Source organism: Streptomyces sp. NPDC048392, from assembly GCF_043200575.1.
In the GTDB taxonomy this organism is placed as follows: domain Bacteria; phylum Actinomycetota; class Actinomycetes; order Streptomycetales; family Streptomycetaceae; genus Streptomyces.
Genome location: NZ_JBICYB010000002.1, coordinates 170,501 through 189,305, shown reverse-complemented (window position 1 = coordinate 189,305; position 18,805 = coordinate 170,501). Strand labels below are relative to the sequence as shown.

At 71.7% G+C, this 18,805-nt stretch carries 16 protein-coding genes, 1 pseudogene and 1 riboswitch; of the genes and pseudogenes, 5 read left to right on the top strand and 12 right to left on the bottom strand.

The window, feature by feature from the left end:
• Positions 1 to 41: 41 nt before the first annotated feature.
• From ACGFYH_RS04695 to ACGFYH_RS04670, 6 genes are all read right to left on the bottom strand, one after another.
• A complete protein-coding gene (locus ACGFYH_RS04695) occupies positions 42 to 1,385 on the bottom strand; it encodes a phage major capsid protein (RefSeq protein WP_393801686.1) in 1,344 nt (447 codons plus the stop codon).
• 267 nt (positions 1,386 to 1,652) lie between these two features.
• Positions 1,653 to 1,904, bottom strand: coding sequence for a hypothetical protein (locus ACGFYH_RS04690; protein WP_393801685.1), 252 nt, complete (start codon positions 1,902 to 1,904; stop codon positions 1,653 to 1,655).
• Positions 1,901 to 2,149, bottom strand: a complete 249-nt coding sequence (locus ACGFYH_RS04685; RefSeq protein ID WP_393801684.1) for a hypothetical protein — start codon at positions 2,147 to 2,149, stop codon at positions 1,901 to 1,903. The genes ACGFYH_RS04690 and ACGFYH_RS04685 overlap by 4 nt, the downstream gene beginning before the upstream one ends.
• Positions 2,146 to 2,373: a hypothetical protein gene (locus ACGFYH_RS04680; protein WP_393801683.1), complete on the bottom strand. Its 228-nt coding sequence runs from the start codon at positions 2,371 to 2,373 to the stop codon at positions 2,146 to 2,148. Before ACGFYH_RS04680 ends, ACGFYH_RS04685 begins: the two co-directional genes overlap by 4 nt.
• Positions 2,374 to 2,536: 163 nt before the next feature.
• Entirely contained in the window at positions 2,537 to 2,791 is a 255-nt protein-coding gene (locus ACGFYH_RS04675; protein WP_393801682.1) for a hypothetical protein, read from the bottom strand.
• Between the two features lie 1,495 nt (positions 2,792 to 4,286).
• On the bottom strand, positions 4,287 to 5,813 hold the full coding sequence (locus ACGFYH_RS04670) for a recombinase family protein (RefSeq protein ID WP_393801681.1): 1,527 nt from the start codon (positions 5,811 to 5,813) through the stop codon (positions 4,287 to 4,289).
• A gap of 30 nt (positions 5,814 to 5,843) precedes the next feature.
• Between ACGFYH_RS04670 and ACGFYH_RS04665 the strand changes: the two are divergent.
• Positions 5,844 to 6,035: pseudogene (locus ACGFYH_RS04665) on the top strand (VOC family protein); the annotation flags it as partial.
• Between the two features lie 166 nt (positions 6,036 to 6,201).
• On the top strand, positions 6,202 to 7,182 hold the full coding sequence (locus ACGFYH_RS04660; RefSeq protein ID WP_393801680.1) for a M28 family metallopeptidase: 981 nt from the start codon (positions 6,202 to 6,204) through the stop codon (positions 7,180 to 7,182).
• A gap of 67 nt (positions 7,183 to 7,249) precedes the next feature.
• On the opposite strand, the gene ACGFYH_RS04655 is transcribed toward ACGFYH_RS04660, so the two are convergent.
• The 5 genes from ACGFYH_RS04655 to ACGFYH_RS04635 form a co-directional block, all read right to left on the bottom strand.
• Positions 7,250 to 8,791: a tetratricopeptide repeat protein gene (locus tag ACGFYH_RS04655; RefSeq protein WP_393801679.1), complete on the bottom strand. Its 1,542-nt coding sequence runs from the start codon at positions 8,789 to 8,791 to the stop codon at positions 7,250 to 7,252.
• 251 nt (positions 8,792 to 9,042) lie between these two features.
• Positions 9,043 to 9,975: an ABC transporter permease gene (locus tag ACGFYH_RS04650; RefSeq protein ID WP_393801678.1), complete on the bottom strand. Its 933-nt coding sequence runs from the start codon at positions 9,973 to 9,975 to the stop codon at positions 9,043 to 9,045.
• Positions 9,962 to 10,945 (bottom strand): ABC transporter ATP-binding protein, encoded by a 984-nt coding sequence (locus tag ACGFYH_RS04645; RefSeq protein WP_393801677.1) that lies wholly within the window; start codon positions 10,943 to 10,945, stop codon positions 9,962 to 9,964. Before ACGFYH_RS04645 ends, ACGFYH_RS04650 begins: the two co-directional genes overlap by 14 nt.
• Before the next feature lie 88 nt (positions 10,946 to 11,033).
• Positions 11,034 to 12,266: an outer membrane lipoprotein carrier protein LolA gene (locus ACGFYH_RS04640; RefSeq protein WP_393801676.1), complete on the bottom strand. Its 1,233-nt coding sequence runs from the start codon at positions 12,264 to 12,266 to the stop codon at positions 11,034 to 11,036.
• Positions 12,267 to 12,643: 377 nt separating this feature from the next.
• Positions 12,644 to 13,654 (bottom strand): polyprenyl synthetase family protein, encoded by a 1,011-nt coding sequence (locus tag ACGFYH_RS04635; RefSeq protein ID WP_393801675.1) that lies wholly within the window; start codon positions 13,652 to 13,654, stop codon positions 12,644 to 12,646.
• A 725-nt stretch (positions 13,655 to 14,379) separates the two neighbouring features.
• Positions 14,380 to 14,548: riboswitch (cyclic di-AMP (ydaO/yuaA leader) on the top strand.
• Between the two features lie 4 nt (positions 14,549 to 14,552).
• On the opposite strand from ACGFYH_RS04635, the gene ACGFYH_RS04630 reads away from it, so the two are divergent.
• A complete protein-coding gene (locus ACGFYH_RS04630) occupies positions 14,553 to 15,053 on the top strand; it encodes a transglycosylase SLT domain-containing protein (RefSeq protein ID WP_393801674.1) in 501 nt (166 codons plus the stop codon).
• A 66-nt stretch (positions 15,054 to 15,119) separates the two neighbouring features.
• Here ACGFYH_RS04630 and ACGFYH_RS04625 read toward each other — a convergent pair whose 3' ends face one another.
• Positions 15,120 to 15,929 carry an HAD family hydrolase gene (locus tag ACGFYH_RS04625; RefSeq protein ID WP_393801673.1) on the bottom strand — a complete coding sequence of 270 codons (810 nt, stop codon included), beginning with the start codon at positions 15,927 to 15,929 and terminating at the stop codon, positions 15,120 to 15,122.
• 274 nt (positions 15,930 to 16,203) lie between these two features.
• On the opposite strand from ACGFYH_RS04625, the gene ACGFYH_RS04620 reads away from it, so the two are divergent.
• Both ACGFYH_RS04620 and ACGFYH_RS04615 read left to right on the top strand, forming a co-directional pair.
• A complete protein-coding gene (locus tag ACGFYH_RS04620) occupies positions 16,204 to 17,268 on the top strand; it encodes a GNAT family N-acetyltransferase (protein WP_393801672.1) in 1,065 nt (354 codons plus the stop codon).
• 28 nt (positions 17,269 to 17,296) lie between these two features.
• On the top strand, positions 17,297 to 18,781 hold the full coding sequence (locus ACGFYH_RS04615; RefSeq protein ID WP_393801671.1) for a glycosyltransferase: 1,485 nt from the start codon (positions 17,297 to 17,299) through the stop codon (positions 18,779 to 18,781).
• The last annotated feature ends 24 nt before the right edge of the window (positions 18,782 to 18,805 follow it).

Sequence of the window (18,805 nt, the reverse complement as noted above, 5' to 3'; positions counted from 1 at the left end):
CTGCAGCGGGGGATCCACTCCCGCACGCCCGCGCCCGCAGCTCAGAAGGTCGGCGCGGCCAGGCCTGCGCCGCCGATCTCCACGACGCTCTTCGGGTACCGGCCGGCGGTGAACGCCAGGTAGCCGTACACCTGGAGACGCACCGTGAGGGTGCCGGATCCGACTTCCGGCATCGCCCGGGAGCGGATGCCCGACTCGTACAGCAGCAGGTCCGAGGCGCGCACCACGTGGATGACGTCCTCGTTGGTGCCTGTGCCCAGCGAGGTGGGCATGTTCGGGTCGGTGACGACCGGCAGGCCGTGCATCTGCCCGACTACCTGTTCCGCGCCCACGACGCCCAGCGTGGCGATCGCGTTCTGGGGGTTGCCCGCGTTGGGCACGATCAGGGGGCGGTCGTTGCTGTCCAGGGCGGCGAGGAACCAGGCCCACCGGCGCGGGTGCATGACGATGACCGTGGGCGGCATGAAGCGGCCGGTGTGGACGCGCTGCACCGCGTCGGCGATCTTCGCGTACAGGGAGGCGACGGTCGCGGTGGCCGCGGCGATCGTCACGATGTCGGACGTCGACCGGATACCGGTGACCTGCCCGGAGCTGCCGGACCCGGAGATGACCTGAAGGTCCAGCTTCGTCGCGTAGTCGGCGACCAGGTCCCGGAAGATGACCTGGTCGAAGCTGACCGGGGACTGGTCCAGGAGCTGGATGGCCACGTCCTGCTGGCCGGCGATCGTCCGGACCGGAGCGGTCACGAAGTCGTCTTCCAGGTCCTGCTCTTCCACCGGGGCGTTGTCCGCGGTCTGCGCCCCGGTCGCCGTCCCCGACGACACCTTCGGGATGTTGATCGAGTCGGTGCCCGCAGGAAGCGGCAGCCGCTCACAGAGGTTCGCGTACGCCCGGCCGGCGCGAGCCAGCTCGACGAACTGGCTCATCGCCCACAGCGGCGGCACGGCGTAGCCGCCGTTGCCGTCGGTACGGTCCAAGTCGCGCCGCTCCACGGCTTCGGCGACGTCCTGTGCGTGGCGCTGGAGACGCTCGCGGGCTGCGCCGTCACCGTCCATGTTCACGGAGACGCGAGCCAAGTCCTGGAAGAAGCTGGAGCCGTTGCCGCGCTCGTACGTGCGGCCCTCGTTGACGGAGTACCGGGCACGGCGGGCGATCTCGGCCCCCTCCGTGGGGGCGGCGTGGCGAGCCTCGGCCTCGAGTTCGTCCAGGCGGTCGTCCATCTGCGCGATCTGCTCGCAGACACGCGTGAATTCGCGCGCCTCGGCATCGCTGAGGTAGACGTCGCCGCGGGCGTCCGCGCCATTGGTGATGGCGCGGCGGCGGTCGACCAGGGCTGTTCGACGGTCGCGGAGGCGGGTCAGGCGGGAATCGGTGGTCGTGGGCACGTGGCGCTCCCAGGGAGGGATGCGCGTCGTCGGCGTTCCAGTGCCAGGACATGCGGGCGGACGCTGGGTTTACGGGACGTCGACCAGTGCCAGGTCTGCGGCTCAACGCTCGGGGCCAATGCCAGTGCCAGGCGGGGCCCGTCAGGGGCCCGTGACGGGCCACCGAGCGGAGCTGATGCGATCAGAGTACTCCAAGTGACCTGCGGGGCGGTAGAAGCCGCCAGACGGGCACACAGCCGCCCCGAGGACGGCAGGAACGCGGTGGCCTCACTCCTGCCGGGGACGATCCTCGATCACCCCGAGTTCAGCGAGAACGCCCGCCACGCCCTCGTACGCGACCATCCGGCGGTCGCGTTCGGCCGCCAGCCGCTGGTAGGCCACGCTGAGTTTCTCGATGAGGTCCTCGAGGCCGCGCAACGCCTGGACCAAGTCATCATCCGACCAGTGGTCCGGCGCATGACGGAACACCACAGCGCCGGTGGCGGGGTCGATCCTCCAGAGGGGGTCGGCGGGGTTCATGTCGGTGCGTCTCCTTCGGGTGGTGGGCCGGCCAGTTCGTCCAGGACGTGGAGCGCGGCCGTTCGAATCTCTGGGGGCAGGCGGCGCCGGGCGAGGACTCGGCGGGCGCCGGCCGTGGTGAGGCCGCGGCCCAGGAGCGCGACAACCAGGCCCGCGGCCTTGCGCCGGGTGCTGCCGACGGCCGCCAGGCGCTGTGCCTCACGGGCCCGTTCAGCGGGCGTCGGGTCCGGCGGCTTCCTGGTCATCCGCGCCGCCGGCGTGCGCTGCGCATCCTCGAGGAGCGACGGCCACCAAACCAGTTGCCGCGGGCGGCCTCCTCGGCCTGGCGGCGCTGGTCGGCCTCCTGCTGCCACTGATGGCGGGCGAGGCGCTCGCCGTCGCGCTGGGCATCGAGGGCGGCGGCCTGGCGCAGCAGGGCGGGCAGCAGCTCGAACGGTTCGGCGGCCGGGATGCTCGGGTGGTCGGTCATCGGTCCTCCGGGGGATGCAGGAGTCGGCACTGCCCGGCGTGTACGTCGGTACAGCGCGGGCGGTGGGGCGCGCGGCACAGGGACGCCTCGCAGCCGCGCACGCAGACACGGAAGCGGCCGGCCTTCAACGGGCGGTCGCAGGCCGCGCAGCGACGGCGGGCGGTCACCGTGCCGTCCGGGCGTCACGGTGACGGGGGCAGGCGTCGCAGTGGGCGGGGATCCGTGCGGCGGTCAGGTCCGTGACGTCCGGCGCGCCATCCGCAGTGCGACGCCATCCGCAGGCGCAGCGGTAGGCGGCCGTCGGCGTACGTAGCCAGCGACCGACGCGCGTGTCGTACGCGCCGAAGTCGACGTGCAGGCCGTGGCGGTCCCCCAGCGGCCAGGGGTCGGGAAGGTCCACGCTCACTGTGGTGCTCATGACGGCTCGCAGGTGGGGTGAGTGGTCTGCTCGGGCTCCAGCACTTCCATCGCCTCCTTGCACACGGAGCACCGCGGCGCTCGACGGTTAGTCGCCGTCTCCGGCGGTGCAGCAGGCGGATCGGCGGTGGATTCACTCGCTGGTGCGGCAGAGCGGGCCGCGGGTGGCCAGGGCTCGGTGACGCGGGCTGCAGGGGGTGCCTCGGTAGTGGGTTCTTCTGTAAGTGCGTTCCTGTCCTGTCCTGTCCTGGTGTTACGCGTAACTGCTGGTGTAACGGGAGGCGTAACGGGCGCCTGAGGGCAGCTCTTCAGCAGGCACAAGGTGTGGTCGCCTCGATCGTGGGCGCGCTTCCGCCGCATGCGGATCTTCGAGTCGTTGGCGTTGTTCCGGATGCTCTTGGGCGGGATGTGGTCCTCGATGCGCACGATGACGACTTCGCCGTCGATCACGTAGACCAGACCAGCTCTCACCAGCTCGCCTACGCACTCGCTCGGGTCATCCACGTCCGACACGCGCCGGGCGCGCGTCTCGGGCAGACGCCCATCCCAGCGTTGCGCGCGAGAGCACGCCTGAACCAGGCAGAGGTAGTGCCACCGCGCGGCGTAGGACACTCCGTCCCAGGCGGGCCACTCGACCAGGAGATCGTCGAGCCGCGTCCAGCTCACCAGCCACCCCCCGCACGGTGACCCGTCACGCCCTGCGTAACGTGACGGGTCCTGTTACGCGTAACAGGCGTCGCCTCGCTGCCGCGTTGGGCATCATCGTTGCCAGACCGGGAGTGACGGTACCGCGGGTCAGGCCACCGCATCCCGGTCGCCTCCGTCCTGGCCGACGTCACGCAGAACGGGGAAGATGCTCCCGTTACTGCGTCGCTGACGCTCCAGGGCGGCCTGCAGGATCCTGGCGGCGCGGGCGAGTACCGCAGGATCATCGAGCGCCCGACGCGGCGCAGCGACCGCACAGGCGTCCACGACCGTTGTGCAAGCGGGCGCGCTTCCGGCGCCGTCGACTCGGCTATCAGCGGGCACTGGAACCACCTGCCTGCGGGCACTGGTCAGATGCCGGGCCAATGAGGAGCGCAGCAAGATGCCGGCAATGCTCAGCGGAGAGTGGCGGTGATGCTTCCAGGGCCGCCCGGATTTGTCGCTCGAGCCGGTGGGCGCACAGGCGGGAACGCAGCTCGTCTATTTCCTGCTGAATTTCAACGGGTCGCGGATTGACGCCCCGGTGCGTACGTTCCAGGACACCGAGCCTGGCCCGCCACTGCTGCCACGAATCCATCTAAGTCACCTCGCGGTATGTGCGACCACCTGGGGTTGCAGCACGAACGCGCGTGCGGCTCCCGGTGCGATGACTTGATGTTAAGTGGCTCGAGGTCGGGAAATCCAATGACCGACAGCAGAATTCAGCGTGACCACCGAATTCCCCGAACTTTCTCGAATCTACTCGAACTTTCCCGTATTAATTTGTACTTCCATAAGGAGGCCCGGCCGCCTTAGCGCCACTCGACCTGTACGCGATTCTCGTCGAATCTCCCCTTCCCAAGCTTGGCTGGCACGATCACGACGGACTTGATGAACATGCGGAGGAACTCGCGCTTCTCATCGAGCGTCATCCCGGGCCACGCCCACCGCGCAGCAGAGATGTCCACCTTCATGGAAGGCGGCGGCAGCATCGCCAACTCGTCACGCAGGCGACGCTCCCGCTCGTCCAGCCCCTGGCGGGCCGCTCGCCACTCAGCAGCCTTCAACTCGCCGCGGCCCCACTGCGCTGCCAGCTCGGCGCGATCCCCTTCGTCCAGTCCAGTGAGGGCAGATGTGATCTCGGCACGCCGACGCTCGTGATCATCGGCCCCCAAGCGCTCCAGGAACTCTGGCTTGTCCAGTTCCTTGAAGAGCCGGTCCACGACGTTGTCTTCGGTTGGCTCCAGCAGGATGCCGATACAGCCCCGGCCTGGCCCGTTGGGGCCGGACCGGTTCGGGTGGCACAGCAGGTAGGGCTTCCGCTTGTGGTTCCTCATGGTCTTGATGGCACCGATCAGCGGAGCCTCGCAGACACCGCAGACGGCCAGGCCGCCCGTCAGCGTGTACTTTCGCCCCACGGAGTTGCCGGTGTGCGCAGCCGAGACGTCATACCCGAAGCCGCTCCGGGTGCGCACCGTGCGGGTGCCGGTCAGCTTGGCCCGGCACGCCTGCCAAGTGCCCTCGTCGAGGATGGCGGGCCAGTTTCCGCGGCCAATGATCTCACCCCTGTGTACCCGGAATCCTGCGATCGTCGGCTTGGTGACCATGTTCCTCACGGACCGCGCCGTGAGCACGCCCGGCCGAGTGACAGGCTTCCCCGCCTCGTCGGTGATCACTTCGCCGTTGGCGTCCTTGACCTTCACCCGGTGCGGTCCGTGTAGGCCCTGCTCACGCAGCCCGCGCGCGATGTTCTCCAGCGCCCAGCCGTCCAGGACCCGTCCCGCAGCCCAGCGGATGGCTTCCGCCTCGCGCGGCACGACCGCGTAGGTCTTCTCACCCGTTTTCGTCAGCCCGTGCTCGTACCCGAACGGCTTCGAACCTGGCGGCCGGCCCTGCGCTGCCCGCTCTCGTAGCGTGTCGTTGACCCGCTTCTTCAGCTTCCGCACCTCGCCTGCGTTGAGTACCGCTCGGATGCCTGCTACCTCATCTCGCGGTCGCACGACGCCGTCACGGTTTGTGTGGACCTCCTTGATCCCAGCAGCGTCCAACTCGGCAGCGAGCGTGAACCACTCGACTTCCCGACGCTCAAGGCGGCTCTGTTCGACGCACCATAGGTGTCTCACCTCACCGCGGGCGATGCACTCGCGCAGCCGTTCGTACTCCGGTCGGCGGTCGCCGTTGGCGGCGGAGATACCGCTGTCGGCGAACACCTCGATCGGTTCCCCCGGCCACTTGGCGGCTGCGTAGCTCCGGCCCCATGTCTCTTGTTCGCCGACGCCTTCGTAGCTTCCATCGGGACGTGGCGACAACCGGCAGTACAGCGCGATGTATTGGGTCACAGGCACAGGATGCCGAGGGTTACTGCTTGACGGCAAGTCCCGGAGGCCAAGACCGTCAAGAACAGGATCCACCTCGACGTGCACGCGCGGGACGGCCGGCGCGAGGAGGAGATCGCCCGGCTCCGGACCCTGGGGGCGAACGTGCTGCGGCGGGTGAAGGAGCAGGGCGGGGAGTGGGTGACGATGGCGGACCCCGAAGGGAACGAGTTCTGCGTGCACTAGCTTGGCCTTTGACCCGTGCGGCGCGACCGGAGAGCCTCCGGAATGTGTGATGCCATGGCCGAATAGCGGTCTTGACGGTGGGTCAGTCCCGCCCGCACCATCCAGGCACCTCATTCAGTGCGGAGTCCCCTCCCCAGGGACTTCCTAGGAATCCGGAGCCCCCCACATGAAGCTCCCCCTTTCCCGGCGCGCGCTGACGGCCGGCGCCGTCGCCGTCGCCACCCTGGTCGCCGGCGGTTCCGCGGCCGGTGCGGCGTCCGCGCGTCCCGCGTCCGGGCCCGCCGTCGCCTCCGGCCCCGCAGCCGTCGCCGCCGCGCCCGACATACCGATAGCCAACGTCAAGGCCCACCTGTCGCAGTTGCAGTCGATCGCCACGGCGAATGGCGGCAACCGCGCCCATGGCCGCGCCGGCTACCAGGCCTCCCTCAACTACGTGAAGGCCAGGCTGGACGCGGCCGGGTTCACCACCCGCGTCCAGCGGTTCACCGCCTCGGGGCGCACCGGCTACAACCTGATAGCCGACTGGCCCGGCGGCGACGCCAATCATGTTGTCATGTCTGGGTCACATCTGGACAGCGTCACCTCCGGGCCCGGCATCAACGACAACGGCTCGGGCTCCTCGGCCGTCCTGGAGACAGCGCTCGCCGTCGCCCGGTCCGGCTACCAGCCCGCCAAGCACCTGCGCTTCGCCTGGTGGGGCGCGGAGGAACTGGGACTCGTCGGCTCCCGCTACTACGTCAACAGCCTCGGCTCCGCCGACCGCGCGAAGATCAGCGGATACCTGAACTTCGACATGATCGGCTCGCCCAACCCCGGCTATTTCGTCTACGACGACGATCCCACGATCGAGAGGACGTTCAAGACCTACTTCGCCGGTCTCGGCATCTCCACGGAGATCGAGACCGAGGGCGACGGCCGCTCCGACCACGCACCCTTCAAGAACGCGGGCGTCCCCGTGGGCGGACTCTTCAGCGGAGCCGACTACCGCAAGACGTCCGCGCAGGCGGCCAAGTGGGGCGGCACCGTGGGCCAGCCGTTCGACCGCTGCTACCACTCGTCCTGCGACACGACCGCCAACATCAACGACACGGCCCTGGACCGCAACGGCGACGCCATCGCGTACGCGGTCTGGGAACTGTCACGGTAGGGCGGGCGACGCCCCGCCCCGGGCGCCGTCCCGTCGGCGTCAGGCGACCGGCGTCAGGCGGCCGGCGTCAGGCGGTCTGGGACCGGGCGCGTTCGGTGAGGCGGCCCATACGGGCGCGAGCGGACTCCAGTTGGTCGGCGTCCTCGGCGGCCGGGCCCTCCTCGGCGGCCAGTTCGCTCCACAGGCCGACCAGGTCGCGCCCCAGGTCCAGGCCCCGCGCGGGGTCGCGTACGGCACGCCAGGCGGTCGCCGCACTCTGGACGTTGCCGTACGCGGCCTCGGCGTCGCCCGAGCGTCGGTGTATGCGGGCCAGGTCGAGCGAGAGCCGGAGGGCCCGGTCCGCGTCGCCCGACAAGTAGGCGATGTACGCGGTGAGTTCACGGAGCCGGAGCACCTCGGGGTGCTCCGGCCCCAGTGTCCGCGAGGCCTCCGCCACCGCCTGCTCCGCCAGCCGCGCCGCTGCGTCCGTACGTCCCTCCTTGACGGCCTCGTTGATACGGGCCGTCGGCTCCGCGAGGAGTGCGGGGGCGGTGGCGTCGCCGGGTGCCGTGAGCGGCTCGTCCCCGAGCACCGCCTCTGCCACGGCGTCGAAGCCGCGGGCGGGGGTGGGGGTGGGCTTGGGCTCGGGACGGAGGCCGGGGCCCGAGACGGGGTCGGCTCGCGGTTCGGGGGCGGGGGGCGGCCCTGGTGCGTGAAGCGGCTCCGGCGCGTGCACCGGCCGCTGCGCGTGCACCGGCCGCGGCACGTGCACCGACTGCGCGGCGACGTCGGACTCGGGTGCCGCGACCGGCCCGGGTGCGTGAAGCGGCTCCGGCGCGTGGACCGGCCGCGGCACGTGCACCGACTGCGCGGCGACGTCGGATTCGGGTGCCGCGACCGGCCGGGGGGCGGCGACCGGCTCCGGTGCGGGGGCCCGCTCCGACGTGGTGGCCCGCTCCGACGCGGTGACCGGCTGCCGGGCGGCGGGCGGGCCGGGCGTGGGGCGCGGCTCCGCGCCCTTCGAGGCGCCGGTCGCCGTCGGGCCGTCCATGCGCGGCGGCGGCCCGAACTCCCCCGTCGGCGGCGCCACCGTGCCTGGCGGCGTGCCCCCGGCCGCCGTGCCCCCGGCCGGTTCCGGCAGGGCGCGCAGCGTGAACGTCGGCGCGGACTCGCCGTCGGACCGCGTCCGCTGCGCCTCGGACACCGCCGGCAGCGGGAACGTCGGGGCGCCGGCCCGGCCCGGTTCCACCGAGCCCAGGACGCGCGTGGGCCGGTCCTGCCGTACCGGCGCTTCCTCCGCTTCCTCCGGTGCCTCCGGTGCCGGTTCCGCGGCGAGGTGGCTCGAACCGTCCGGGTCGACCCGGACGGTGACGGAGTAGCCGATGCGCCGGTCGTGGACCGTGGCGAGGACGGGGTGGCCCGCGGCGAGGGCGAGGCGGTGGAGGCGGTTAAGGACGGCGTTCTGGATCTCCTCGCCCGGGGCCGCGACGACCAGCGCACCGTCGACCGAAGCGCCGCGTGCGGCGGAGTCGGCCTCCGGCACGCGGACCTCGATCGGCGTCGCCGCGGGATCGGGCGGGCGCTCGCCGCGCTCGTGCTCCCGTTGCTTGTCGCGGCCGAGTCGAGCCATCGCTCCCCCACTCATCGGCGGCTTCCGTCGGCGGATTCCGTTCCCTGCCGTCCAGAGCCTGTCATGCCTGTCGTACACCTGTTGTCGAGTCTCTCCGCTCGCTCTCGATTCTCACGTCACCGGGGTGTCACAGGCTCGTTCCAGGAGCTCACGCCCTTTTCGCGGGCCGGTGCCGGGTGGGTGCGCGGGGTGAGTGACGCGGGACGGGAGCGGGCAGACGGGCAGTCACGCGACAGGGACCCGGGATACGGCTACGCGGTGATGTCCTTCGTCGTGAACCGGGCCCAGGCGGCCGACCCGAAGACCGCCGCGTAGAGGGCCTGCAGGCCCAGGTTCCGCACCAGGTCGTCCCAGTAGACCGGTTCGCGCATCACGTCGGCGAAGGAGAGCCAGTAGTGGGAGAAGAAGTACGGCCGGAGGGCGTCGAGCTGGGGGATCTGGTCGAGGATCTGGACGGTGATCAGCAGTCCGACCGTCGTCGCCATCGCCGCGATGCCGCTGCCCGTCAGAGTGGAGACGAACAGGCCGAGGGCCGCGACGCCGACGAGTGAGGCGGCCACGACCAGCGCGATCAGCAGCGCCCTCCCCAGGCCCTCGGTGTAGGTGATCCGGGTGCCGGAGATGGTGATCAGGTCACCGACCGGGAACAGCAGCGCGCCGACCGCGAGCGCCGAGACCGCGACCACCAGGGTGGCGGCGAGGCAGAAGGCGAGCACCGTGGCGTACTTGGTGAGCAGCAGCCGGGAGCGGCCGGACGGGGCGACCAGGAGGTAGCGGAGCGTACCCGCGCTCGACTCGCCCGCGATCGCGTCGCCCGCGACGACGCCGATGGCCATCGGCAGGAAGAACGGAAGGGTCGCGGCGAGCGCGGTGAAGACCAGGAACAGCCCGTTGTTGCTGATCTGCGCGATGAACGCCGGTCCCCCGCCGCCTCCTCCCCCGCCACCGAGCGAGGACCCGTCGCTCGTCTCGATCTTCACGGCGATGCCCACCAGGACCGGCACGGCGGCCAGGACCGCCAGCAGGGCGAGGGTGCGCCAGCGCCGGAACGTGGTCAGCAGTTCGCTGCGGAGGAGGCCCAAGGACCACAGCGGGCTCGGGTCCCGCGCCGCACCCGGGTCCCGTACCGCACCCGACGCCGCCACCCGGGGCGTCGGCTCCTCAGGCGCTTCAGCCCGCGACATCGAAACCCTCCCCGGTCAGCGCCACGAACGCGTCCTCCAGGGAGGCCCGTTCCAGGACGAAGCCCCGGACCCGGACACCGGCCGCGACCAGTGCGGCGTTCACCTCGGCGAGGTCGCGCTCCGGCGGCTCCGACGTCACCCGGTCCTCGGCGACGACCACGTCGGCTGCCCCCTGCTCCTTCAGCACCCGGGCGGCCTCGCCCGCGTCCGGCGTGGTGACCACCAGCCGGCCGCGCGCCCCGGCCGCCAGGTCGGCGACCGCGCCCTGGGTGATCAGCCGCCCCCGAGCCATCACCGCGGCGTGGGTGCAGACCTGCTCGATCTCGTCCAGCAGGTGGGAGGAGAGGAAGACGGTGGTGCCGTCGGAGGCCAGTTCACGTACGAGGGCGCGGATCTCGCGCATGCCCTGGGGGTCGAGACCGTTGGTCGGTTCGTCCAGGACGAGGAGACGGCGCGGCTGGAGCAGCGCGGCGGCCAGGCCCAGCCGCTGCTTCATGCCGAGCGAGTACGCCTTCGCCCTCTTGCCGCCCGCGGCCGCGAGCCCCACCCGCTCCAGCGCCGCCGACACCCGTGCGCGCCGGGTGCGCGGGTCGGCGGTCGGGTCGGCGGCGTCGTAGCGCAGCAGGTTGTCGCGCCCGGAGAGGAAGCCGTACAGGGCCGGGCCCTCGATGAGGGCGCCGACCCGGGGCAGTACGGTGCGGGCCGCGCGCGGCATGGGCCTGCCCAGGACCCGGGCGCTGCCCGAGGTGGGTTCGATCAGGCCCATCAGCATGCGGATGGTGGTGGTCTTGCCCGAGCCGTTGGGGCCGAGGAAGCCGAAGACGCTGCCCGCCGGGACGGTCAGGTCCAGACCGTCGACGGCGAGTTGTCCGCCGCGGTAGCGCTTGGTGAGCGCGCGGGTGGCGATGACGGCGTCATCCGCGCGCTCCGTGTCCGGGCGCTCCGGCTCCGCGGCGGGCGGTCCGGCCATCGGCTCCCTCGTTTCGTCCTCTTCGCCGAACGGCGGGTACTGCGCACTTCCCACTGCTTACCGCGTACCGCTTCCCACTGCTCGCCGCCTACCGCGCGGCGTCGGCCGCCTTCACCAGCGCGTCCTTGGTGACCGCGCCGGCGTAGACCTTGCCGTCGTCCGTGATCAGGGCGTTGACCAGGCGGGTCTTGAAGACCGTGCCCGAGCCGAAGTCGCCCTTGACCTGGTCGCCGAAGGAGCCGAGGAAGCCGCCGAGGTCGCCGCCCGCGGTGGCCATGGGCAGGCCGCCCCGGGCGCCGGTGTCGAAGGTGGCGATCGCGTTCCAGCCCTCGCCGACGACCTTCAGGCCGTCCGTCGCCTTCAGACCGTCCATCTCCTCGGCGAGGTCGCCCTCGGCCTTGCGCCCGTGCTCCGTGGCCTGGTCGGTCCCGTCGCCCTCGGTGACCTTCGCGCCCTTGGGCGGGGTGAAGTCGAACGTCGACGCGTCCGGCTTCGCGAAGCTGACCTTGGTGAAGCCCGCGTCCACGACGGCGGCGCCGCCGCTCGCCGGGGTCAGCGTGAACTTCAGCGGCGTGCCGGTCTCGGCGTCCACGGCCACGGTGATCGCGCCGACCGTGGAACCGTCCTGCCTGGGCTCGACGACCAGCCGGTACGCGTCCCGGCCGGCCACCTGTGCGGTGCCGCCCACGGTCACGGACGTGGTGTCGTCGATCGCCTCGAGTGCCTGGTCGGCGAAGTCCTTCGGAGTGGCCGGCACGTCCTTCTCCGGCCGTTCGGCGCCGGCGGAGGCGGAGGAGTGGTAGACCTCGTTGGACTTGCTGTCGTAGCCCCAGACGTCCTTGCCGTTGTGGATCAGGCTGTACTCGGCGGCGTTCTCCAGCAGGGACAGCTTCTGCCGGTCGGGGCCGTCGGCCGCGACGCGCAGCGTGTGGCTGCCGGACACCAGCTCGGTGAGCTTGGCCGACGGGTCCGCGGCGGAGCCCTCGCCGTCCCCACCGAAGCCCGGACCGCCGGACATTCCGGACATCAGGCCGCTCTCCAGCCCGCCGAGGTCCGGGAGGCCCAGGTCCGTGCTGATCCGCACCGTGCCGGACATCTGCTGGACGTCCGACTCGGCGATCTTCTCGATGAGCTGCTCCGCCGTGATCTTCGGCAGGTCGGGGTCCCCGGAGTCGGCCAGCGCGGGGACGAGCCCGATCGTCGCGGCCGCCACTCCCATCACCGCGACCGGGACGACGTACCGCGCGGCCCTGCGGCGTCCGGCCCGCAGCTCCTCGCCCTCCCCGGCGCCCGTGTTGTCGTCGTTGTCGATCGGTGTCATGTGTGCCCTACCTCCGTCGTCGGCGGCGGCTGTCTCGCGACCTCGCACTCGTTACCCGTGAGCCGCCATTCTCACCCGAATCGGTGAGGACTGGTGTTTTTCCGTGGTGTCCATCTGACCAAATCACCGGAGCGGAAGCGTCAGACCGGGGGCTCAACTCCGCCTACTCCTGCGGGATGACACGGAGGGTCGACGCCTCCCCCGGCCCGTAGGGGCTGCCGTACGCCACTCGGCGGCGGACGGCCGCCACCCGTGACGCGCACCACCGGCAGCACGCCACCGGCGGGGCACCGGCGGTACGGCACGTCAACGGGACGGCACGCACGCCACAGTCGGGCGGGCCGACGGCACGGTCCGGCAGGCCGACGTCCGCGTGCTCAGCCGGCCCGGTGCACCACCGCGTCGCACAGCTCCACCAGCGCGGCCTTCGCGTCGCACTCCCGCAGCGGGGCCAGCGCCGCGCGGGCCTCTCTGGCATACCGGACGGTGTCGCGCCGGGCCTGCTCCAGTGCGGGATGGGCGCGCAGCAGGCGCAGCGCCTCGGCGTGCCGCGTGTCGTCGCCGAGGTCGGAGTCGAGCAGCTCGCACAGCGCGATGTCCTCCGCGAGCCCCAGCCGGGCCGCCCGCTCGCGCAGCCGCAGTACGGGCAGGGTGGGGATGCCCTCGCGCAGGTCCGTCCCGGGAGTCTTGCCGGACTCGTCGGAGTCGGAGGCGATGTCCAGGACGTCGTCCGCGAGCTGGAAGGCGACCCCGAGCCGCTCGCCGTACTGGGTCAGCACGTCCACCACCGTCTCGTCGGCGCCGGACATCATCGCGCCGAACCGGCAGGAGACCGCCACCAGCGAGCCCGTCTTGCCGCCCAGCACGTCCAGGTAGTGGTCGACCGGGTCCCGGCCGTCCTGCGGGCCTGCCGTCTCGAGGATCTGTCCGGTGACCAGCCGCTCGAACGCGAGAGCCTGGACCCGGACCGCCTCGGGGCCGAGGTCGGCGAGGATCTGCGAGGCGCGGGCGAACAGGAAGTCGCCGGTGAGGACCGCGACCGAGTTGTCCCAGCGGGTGTTCGCGCTGGGCACCCCACGCCGCACGGCGGCCTCGTCCATCACGTCGTCGTGGTACAGCGTGGCGAGGTGGGTCAGCTCCACGACGACGGCCGAGGGCACGATCCCGGGCGCGTAGCGGTCGCCGAACTGGGCGGAGAGCATCACCAGCAGCGGACGAAAGCGTTTCCCGCCGGCTCGCACCAGGTGCTGGGCGGCCTCCGTGATGAACGGCACCTCGCTTTTGGTTGCCTCAAGCAACCCTTCCTCGACAGCAGCCAATCCGGCCTGGACATCGGCTTCCAGAGCCTGGTCCCGCACGCTCAGCCCGAACGGCCCGACGACGGTCACGAGGGGTCTCCTGTCTGCTGGTGTCTATTGCCGGTTACCTGGTTTGTCGATAGGTCGCTGCCACCACTCAAGTCAGCGTATCCGGTCACGTTTCGATCACCGCTAGCGCCCACCGTTACAGGCCGGTCGGTATCAGATCATGAACGGTATGTTTTTGATCAGGTGATATGAGCAGATTTTGATTGATATCACCAAGGGGTGACCCGGACCCCGGGGTGCGGGCGGGCGGGAAGCCGCCACCGAAGATCCCATTACTCCCCCCAACGGCCCGCACGCCGGGAACGTCACCCGCCCGGCACCCGCGCACACCCGGCAGGCGCGCCGCGCGACTCCTCCCCGACCACCGCCCCACCCGCTTCCCGGCCTCTCTTTCCCACCCCACTCCTCACGCCGCTTCCCCCTCTTCTCCGCCCGACACCCGAAGCCGACCTCACCCATGGCCGGTTGGCGCGGAGTTGGACCTAATGCCCGTTTTGCCGTGCTTATTGAAGCCAGTGAGTTGGCTCACTCCGGGTCAGCCACGGGCAACCCTGCCGGAACCTGTGCCCTCCCTTTGCCCCGCAAGCGAGTTGGGACTTGGCAACAGCAAAGGATCAAGAGCTTCAAACGCCTCAGACCAAGGTCAACAGGCACGTTGGGTGATTCCTGCACTTGTTCCGGACATGTGCTCTCGCATACGTTCCCGGCCTGTCGGGCGGACGCCGAATCCTGCCACCGCCCGGACGCACAGTCATCCACCCAACAAACTCGCAGGCAGGAGCGGGGGACCCAGGTTAGTCGCCGCACCGGTCACCACCGGAGCGGCTCGGGGTGAAGCCGTACCCGTCAGGGCACGGCCGGGCACCTCCCCGCCCGAACCCGACAGCTCACCTCGCAGGCGTAAGGAGAGGGACACCGCATGTCTGCCAACGGTCAGAACCGTCACGCCCGCACCAGCCGCCTCGCCCGCAAGCTCGCCGTGGCCGGCACCGGTGCCGCGGTGCTCGCGCTGCCGCTCATCGGCGCCACCACCGCCTCCGCGGCCACCCCGGCCGCCGCCACGACCGCCACGACCGTCACCACGGCGGCGACGACGTACCCGGACAACCTCGACGGCTGGATCCGCGAGTCGCTCGACATCATGGCGCAGCACGGCATCCCCGGGAGCTACGACGGCATTTACCGCAACATCATGCGGGAGTCCTCGGGCAACCCGTTCGCCATCAACAACTGGGACATCAACGCCATCAACGGCACCCCGTCCAAGGGGCTGCTCCAGGTGATCGACCCGACCTTCCAGGCGTACCACGTGCCCGGCACCTCCTGGGACCCGTACGACCCGGTCGCCAACATCACCGCCGCCTGCAACTACGCGGCCGACCGCTACGGCTCGATGGACAACGTCTTCAGCGCGTACTGAGTCCTCGGCGCGTACTGAGCCGACGGCCGCGGCGGCCGCACCGGAAGGACCGCCGCAGCGGCCGCACTAAGAGGTACCGAAGATCCGATCGAGGACGACGGCCACGCCGTCGTCCTCGTTCGCGAGGGTGACCTCGTCGGCCACCGCCTTGAGTTCGGGGTGGGCGCCGGCCATCGCGACGCCGTGGGCCGCCCAGTGGAACATGGGGATGTCGTTGGGCATGTCGCCGAAGGCGATCGTCCCCTCCCGCTCCAGGCCGAGCCGCTCGGCGGCCAGCGCCAGGCCGGTCGCCTTCGTGATGCCGCACGGCTGGAGCTCCACCGTGCCGGGCCCCGACATGGTGACCGTCGCGAGGGAACCGACCACCGCGCGCGCCGTCGCCGCCAACTCGTCGTCACCCAGTTCGGGATGGCGCAGCAGCACCTTGCTGATCGGGGTGCTCCACAGCTCGTCGCGCCGCTCGACGCGCACCGCGGGCAGTGTCGGGTGGGGCATCAGGTAGCCCGGCTCGATGAGCGTCAGCCCGTCGACGCCGTCCTGGTCGACCGCGGCGTGCACCTGGCCCACCTCGGCCTCGATCTTGCCGAGCGCGGTCTCGGCCAGCTCCCGGTCCAGAGTGACCGACCACAGCATCCGGTGCGCGCCGGCGTCGTACACCTGCGCGCCCTGCCCGCACACCGCGAGCCCCGTGCAGCCGAGACGGTCGAGCAGATTCCGCGCCCGGGGTGCGGGCCGGCCCGTCACCACCAGATGCCGCGCACCGGCCCCGGTCACCCGCGCCAGCGCGGCCAGCGACCGGTCGGAGACGGTGTCGTCGCCGCGGAGCAGCGTGCCGTCCAGGTCGGTGGCGACGAGTGAATATGCGGTGCGGTCCATGATCAGAGAATACGGACACCGCACCCGTCCAACTCACCCGCGACCGCTTCCGAACGAGGAGGTAGCGAGTGCGTTCGGACCCGCACGAGGATGCACGGAGACGCCCGATCATGTCCGAAACCTGACACATCATCGGCTAAAGCCGGTTAAAGGCCTGTGCACCGGTTGGCAACAACATGGACCGCTACCTACCCCTCCGGGCGGCCCGGGGGTACCTTCCTGTTGTTCAGGGGGACTTGATCGGGGGGTCGGGTTGAACAGCGGACGCGTACGTGTGCTCCGGCCACAGGAGCTGGGCGAGGGGGAGCGGGAGCACTGGCGCGAGCTGCGTGCCGAATCGACGGCACCGCGCAACCCCTTCATGGAACCGGAGTTCACCGACGTCGTGGGCCGGGTACGGCCGCGGGCGCGGGTGGCGGTGGTGTACGACGGCGGTGAGGCGGCCGGTTTCCTGCCGCACGAACGGGGTCCGCTGGGCCAGGGCCGGGCCATCGGGCTGGGGGTGTCGGACTGCCAGGGCGCGGTACTGCGCCAGGGCCTCGCCCCGGACCTGCGCGAACTGCTGCGGGCCTGCTCCCTGTCGAGCTTCGCCTTCGACAACCTGGAGGCGGAGCAGGAGTTGTTCGTGCCGGCCGCCGCCGACGAGCACACCACCTACGTCATCGACGTCGAGAAGGGCTACGAGGCGTACGAGAACGTCCTGCGCGCCCAGTCCCCGAAGTTCCTGAAGTCCACCCTCGCCAAGGAGCGCAGGCTCGGCCGTCAGGCCGGGAACGTCCGCTTCGTGTTCGACGAGCGGGACCCGGCGGCGCTGCGCACGCTCATGGAGTGGAAGTCGGCCCAGTACCGCAGGACGGGCCGCCGGGACCGGTTCGCACAGGAGTGGATCGCCCGGCTCGTGGCTCGGCTCGCCGGGACCCGGGCGCCGGAGTGCACCGGCACGCTGTCCGTGCTCCACGCGGGCGGCCGGCCGGTCGCCGCGCACTTCGGACTGCGTTCGGCGACGGTGCTGGCCTGCTGGTTCCCGGCGTACGACCCGGAGTTCGCGAGGTACTCGCCGGGGCTCGTGCTGCATCTGCGCATGGCCGAGGCCGCGGCCGCCGAGGGCATCGGCCTGCTCGACCTGGGGCGGGGACCTGCGGAGTACAAGGACGCGCTGAAGACCGGTGAACTGCCCGTGTACGAGGGGGCGGCGACGCGTGCGGGGACGGGCGCCGCGCTGCACTGGCTCGGCCGGGAACCGGCCCGGCGCGCGCACGGCTTCGTACGCGACCGGCCCCGGCTGGCGTCGCTGGCGGCACGGACGCTGAAGGGCGCGGCCCGGCTGCGCCGGTCCTGACGGAGGGCAACCACGAGGGGGTGGGCGCATGGCCGGTACCGGACGTGCGCGGCGAAGGGCTCGGTGGGAGACACGGCGGGAGGTGGCGGGGTTCCTCGGCATCGGGCCGGTGCAGGTCGCCGAGCTGGACCTCGACGGTGACGACGCGGGTGAGGCCGAGGAGGCGGTGCTCAGACCGGGCCCGGGGAGTCCTCCGGTCACGTCCGGTGCGGTGTTCTTGCTGGTCAGACGGGCGGGCCGGCCCGTCGGCACCCTGGTCGGGCAGGTACCCGGGGGAGCGCACCCGACGCGGGTGCTGGCCGGGCTCGCCCGCGAGCTGCAGGGCGGGGAACCGCCCGGGCCGCAGGGCCAGGAGCCTCAGGACCGGGAACCGCCCAGGCCGCAGGACGGGGAGCCGCAGGACCGGGAGCCGCAGGGCGGGGAGCCGCTGGGGCCGTCGGTCTCGCGGTCCGCCGCGCGGGCCGTCGCGCGGGCCGTCGCGCCACCGGCCTCGCGGTCCGCCGCGCCGTCGGCCGCTCCGCCGTCCACCAGTGTCGTGGTCGCCACCCGGGAGCGTGCTGACCGGCTCGCCCGCGCCCTGGACTCGCTGCTCGCGCAGGACCACCCGGACTTCGACGTCGTCGTCGTCGACAACGCGCCCCTGACCGGCGAGACCCGGGAACTGGTCGAGCGGAAGTACGGCGAACGGGTCCGGTACGTGTGCGAACCGGTGCCCGGCCTCGCCGTCGCGCACAACCGGGGTCTGGCGCTGGTGCGGGGGCAGGTGGTCGCCTTCACCGACGACGACGTGGTGGCCGACCCACGCTGGCTCAGCGAACTGACCGCGCCCTTCGCCGCCGACCCGCGTTTGGGGTGTGCCACGGGGCTGATCCTGCCTGCGCGGCTGCGTACCCCCGCCCAGGTGCTGCTGGAGAGCCACGGCGGCTTCGCCAAGGGCTTCACCCCGCGGACGTACGACCCGGAGCGGCCGCCCGCCGACGAGCCGCTGTTCCCCTTCACCGCCGGCCGGTTCGGCTCCGGCGCCAACATGGCCTTCCGGACGGCGGTGCTGCGGGCGGTCGGCGGCTTCGACCCGGCGACCGGCGCGGGCACGCACGCGCGGGGCGGCGACGACCTCTACGGCTTCGTCCGCGTCCTCGCCCAGGGGTGGCGGCTGCACTACACGCCCTCGGCACTGGTCTGGCACCACCACCGGGAGACCTGGCGGGACCTGGAGGCCCAGGCCTTCGGCTACGGCGCGGGCCTCACCGCGTATCTCACCGCGCTCCTGGTGAACCGGCCCGCACTGCTGCCGGCCCTCCTCGTCCGACTACCGGGCGGGCTGGTGTACGCGCGGGGCCTCACCGCCGTACGGGAGGCAGGGGGCGACGGCTCGCCCGGCGCCCACGACGACCGGACCCACCCCTGGCCGAGGCGCCTGTCCCGGTTGCAGCGCCGGGGCATGCTGTACGGGCCCGCCGGCTACCTGCGCGCCCGCCGCGCCCTGCGCACGGTCCGGCCGGGGGCGCGATGAACTGGGCGGGGGTCCCGGACGCCT

Excerpts from the sequence above, each read along its gene's own strand:
- ACGFYH_RS04675 (WP_393801682.1), bottom strand. The coding sequence starts at position 2,791 with ATGAGCACCACAGTGAGCGTGGACCTTCCCGACCCCTGGCCGCTGGGG.
- ACGFYH_RS04645 (WP_393801677.1), bottom strand. The coding sequence starts at position 10,945 with ATGGCCGGACCGCCCGCCGCGGAGCCGGAGCGCCCGGACACGGAGCGC.
- ACGFYH_RS04655 (WP_393801679.1), bottom strand. The coding sequence starts at position 8,791 with ATGGCTCGACTCGGCCGCGACAAGCAACGGGAGCACGAGCGCGGCGAG.
- ACGFYH_RS04680 (WP_393801683.1), bottom strand. The coding sequence starts at position 2,373 with ATGACCGACCACCCGAGCATCCCGGCCGCCGAACCGTTCGAGCTGCTG.
- ACGFYH_RS04630 (WP_393801674.1), top strand. The coding sequence starts at position 14,553 with ATGTCTGCCAACGGTCAGAACCGTCACGCCCGCACCAGCCGCCTCGCC.
- ACGFYH_RS04650 (WP_393801678.1), bottom strand. The coding sequence starts at position 9,975 with ATGTCGCGGGCTGAAGCGCCTGAGGAGCCGACGCCCCGGGTGGCGGCG.
- ACGFYH_RS04615 (WP_393801671.1), top strand. The coding sequence starts at position 17,297 with ATGGCCGGTACCGGACGTGCGCGGCGAAGGGCTCGGTGGGAGACACGG.
- ACGFYH_RS04690 (WP_393801685.1), bottom strand. The coding sequence starts at position 1,904 with ATGAACCCCGCCGACCCCCTCTGGAGGATCGACCCCGCCACCGGCGCT.
- ACGFYH_RS04640 (WP_393801676.1), bottom strand. The coding sequence starts at position 12,266 with ATGACACCGATCGACAACGACGACAACACGGGCGCCGGGGAGGGCGAG.
- ACGFYH_RS04660 (WP_393801680.1), top strand. The coding sequence starts at position 6,202 with ATGAAGCTCCCCCTTTCCCGGCGCGCGCTGACGGCCGGCGCCGTCGCC.
- ACGFYH_RS04625 (WP_393801673.1), bottom strand. The coding sequence starts at position 15,929 with ATGGACCGCACCGCATATTCACTCGTCGCCACCGACCTGGACGGCACG.
- ACGFYH_RS04685 (WP_393801684.1), bottom strand. The coding sequence starts at position 2,149 with ATGACCAGGAAGCCGCCGGACCCGACGCCCGCTGAACGGGCCCGTGAG.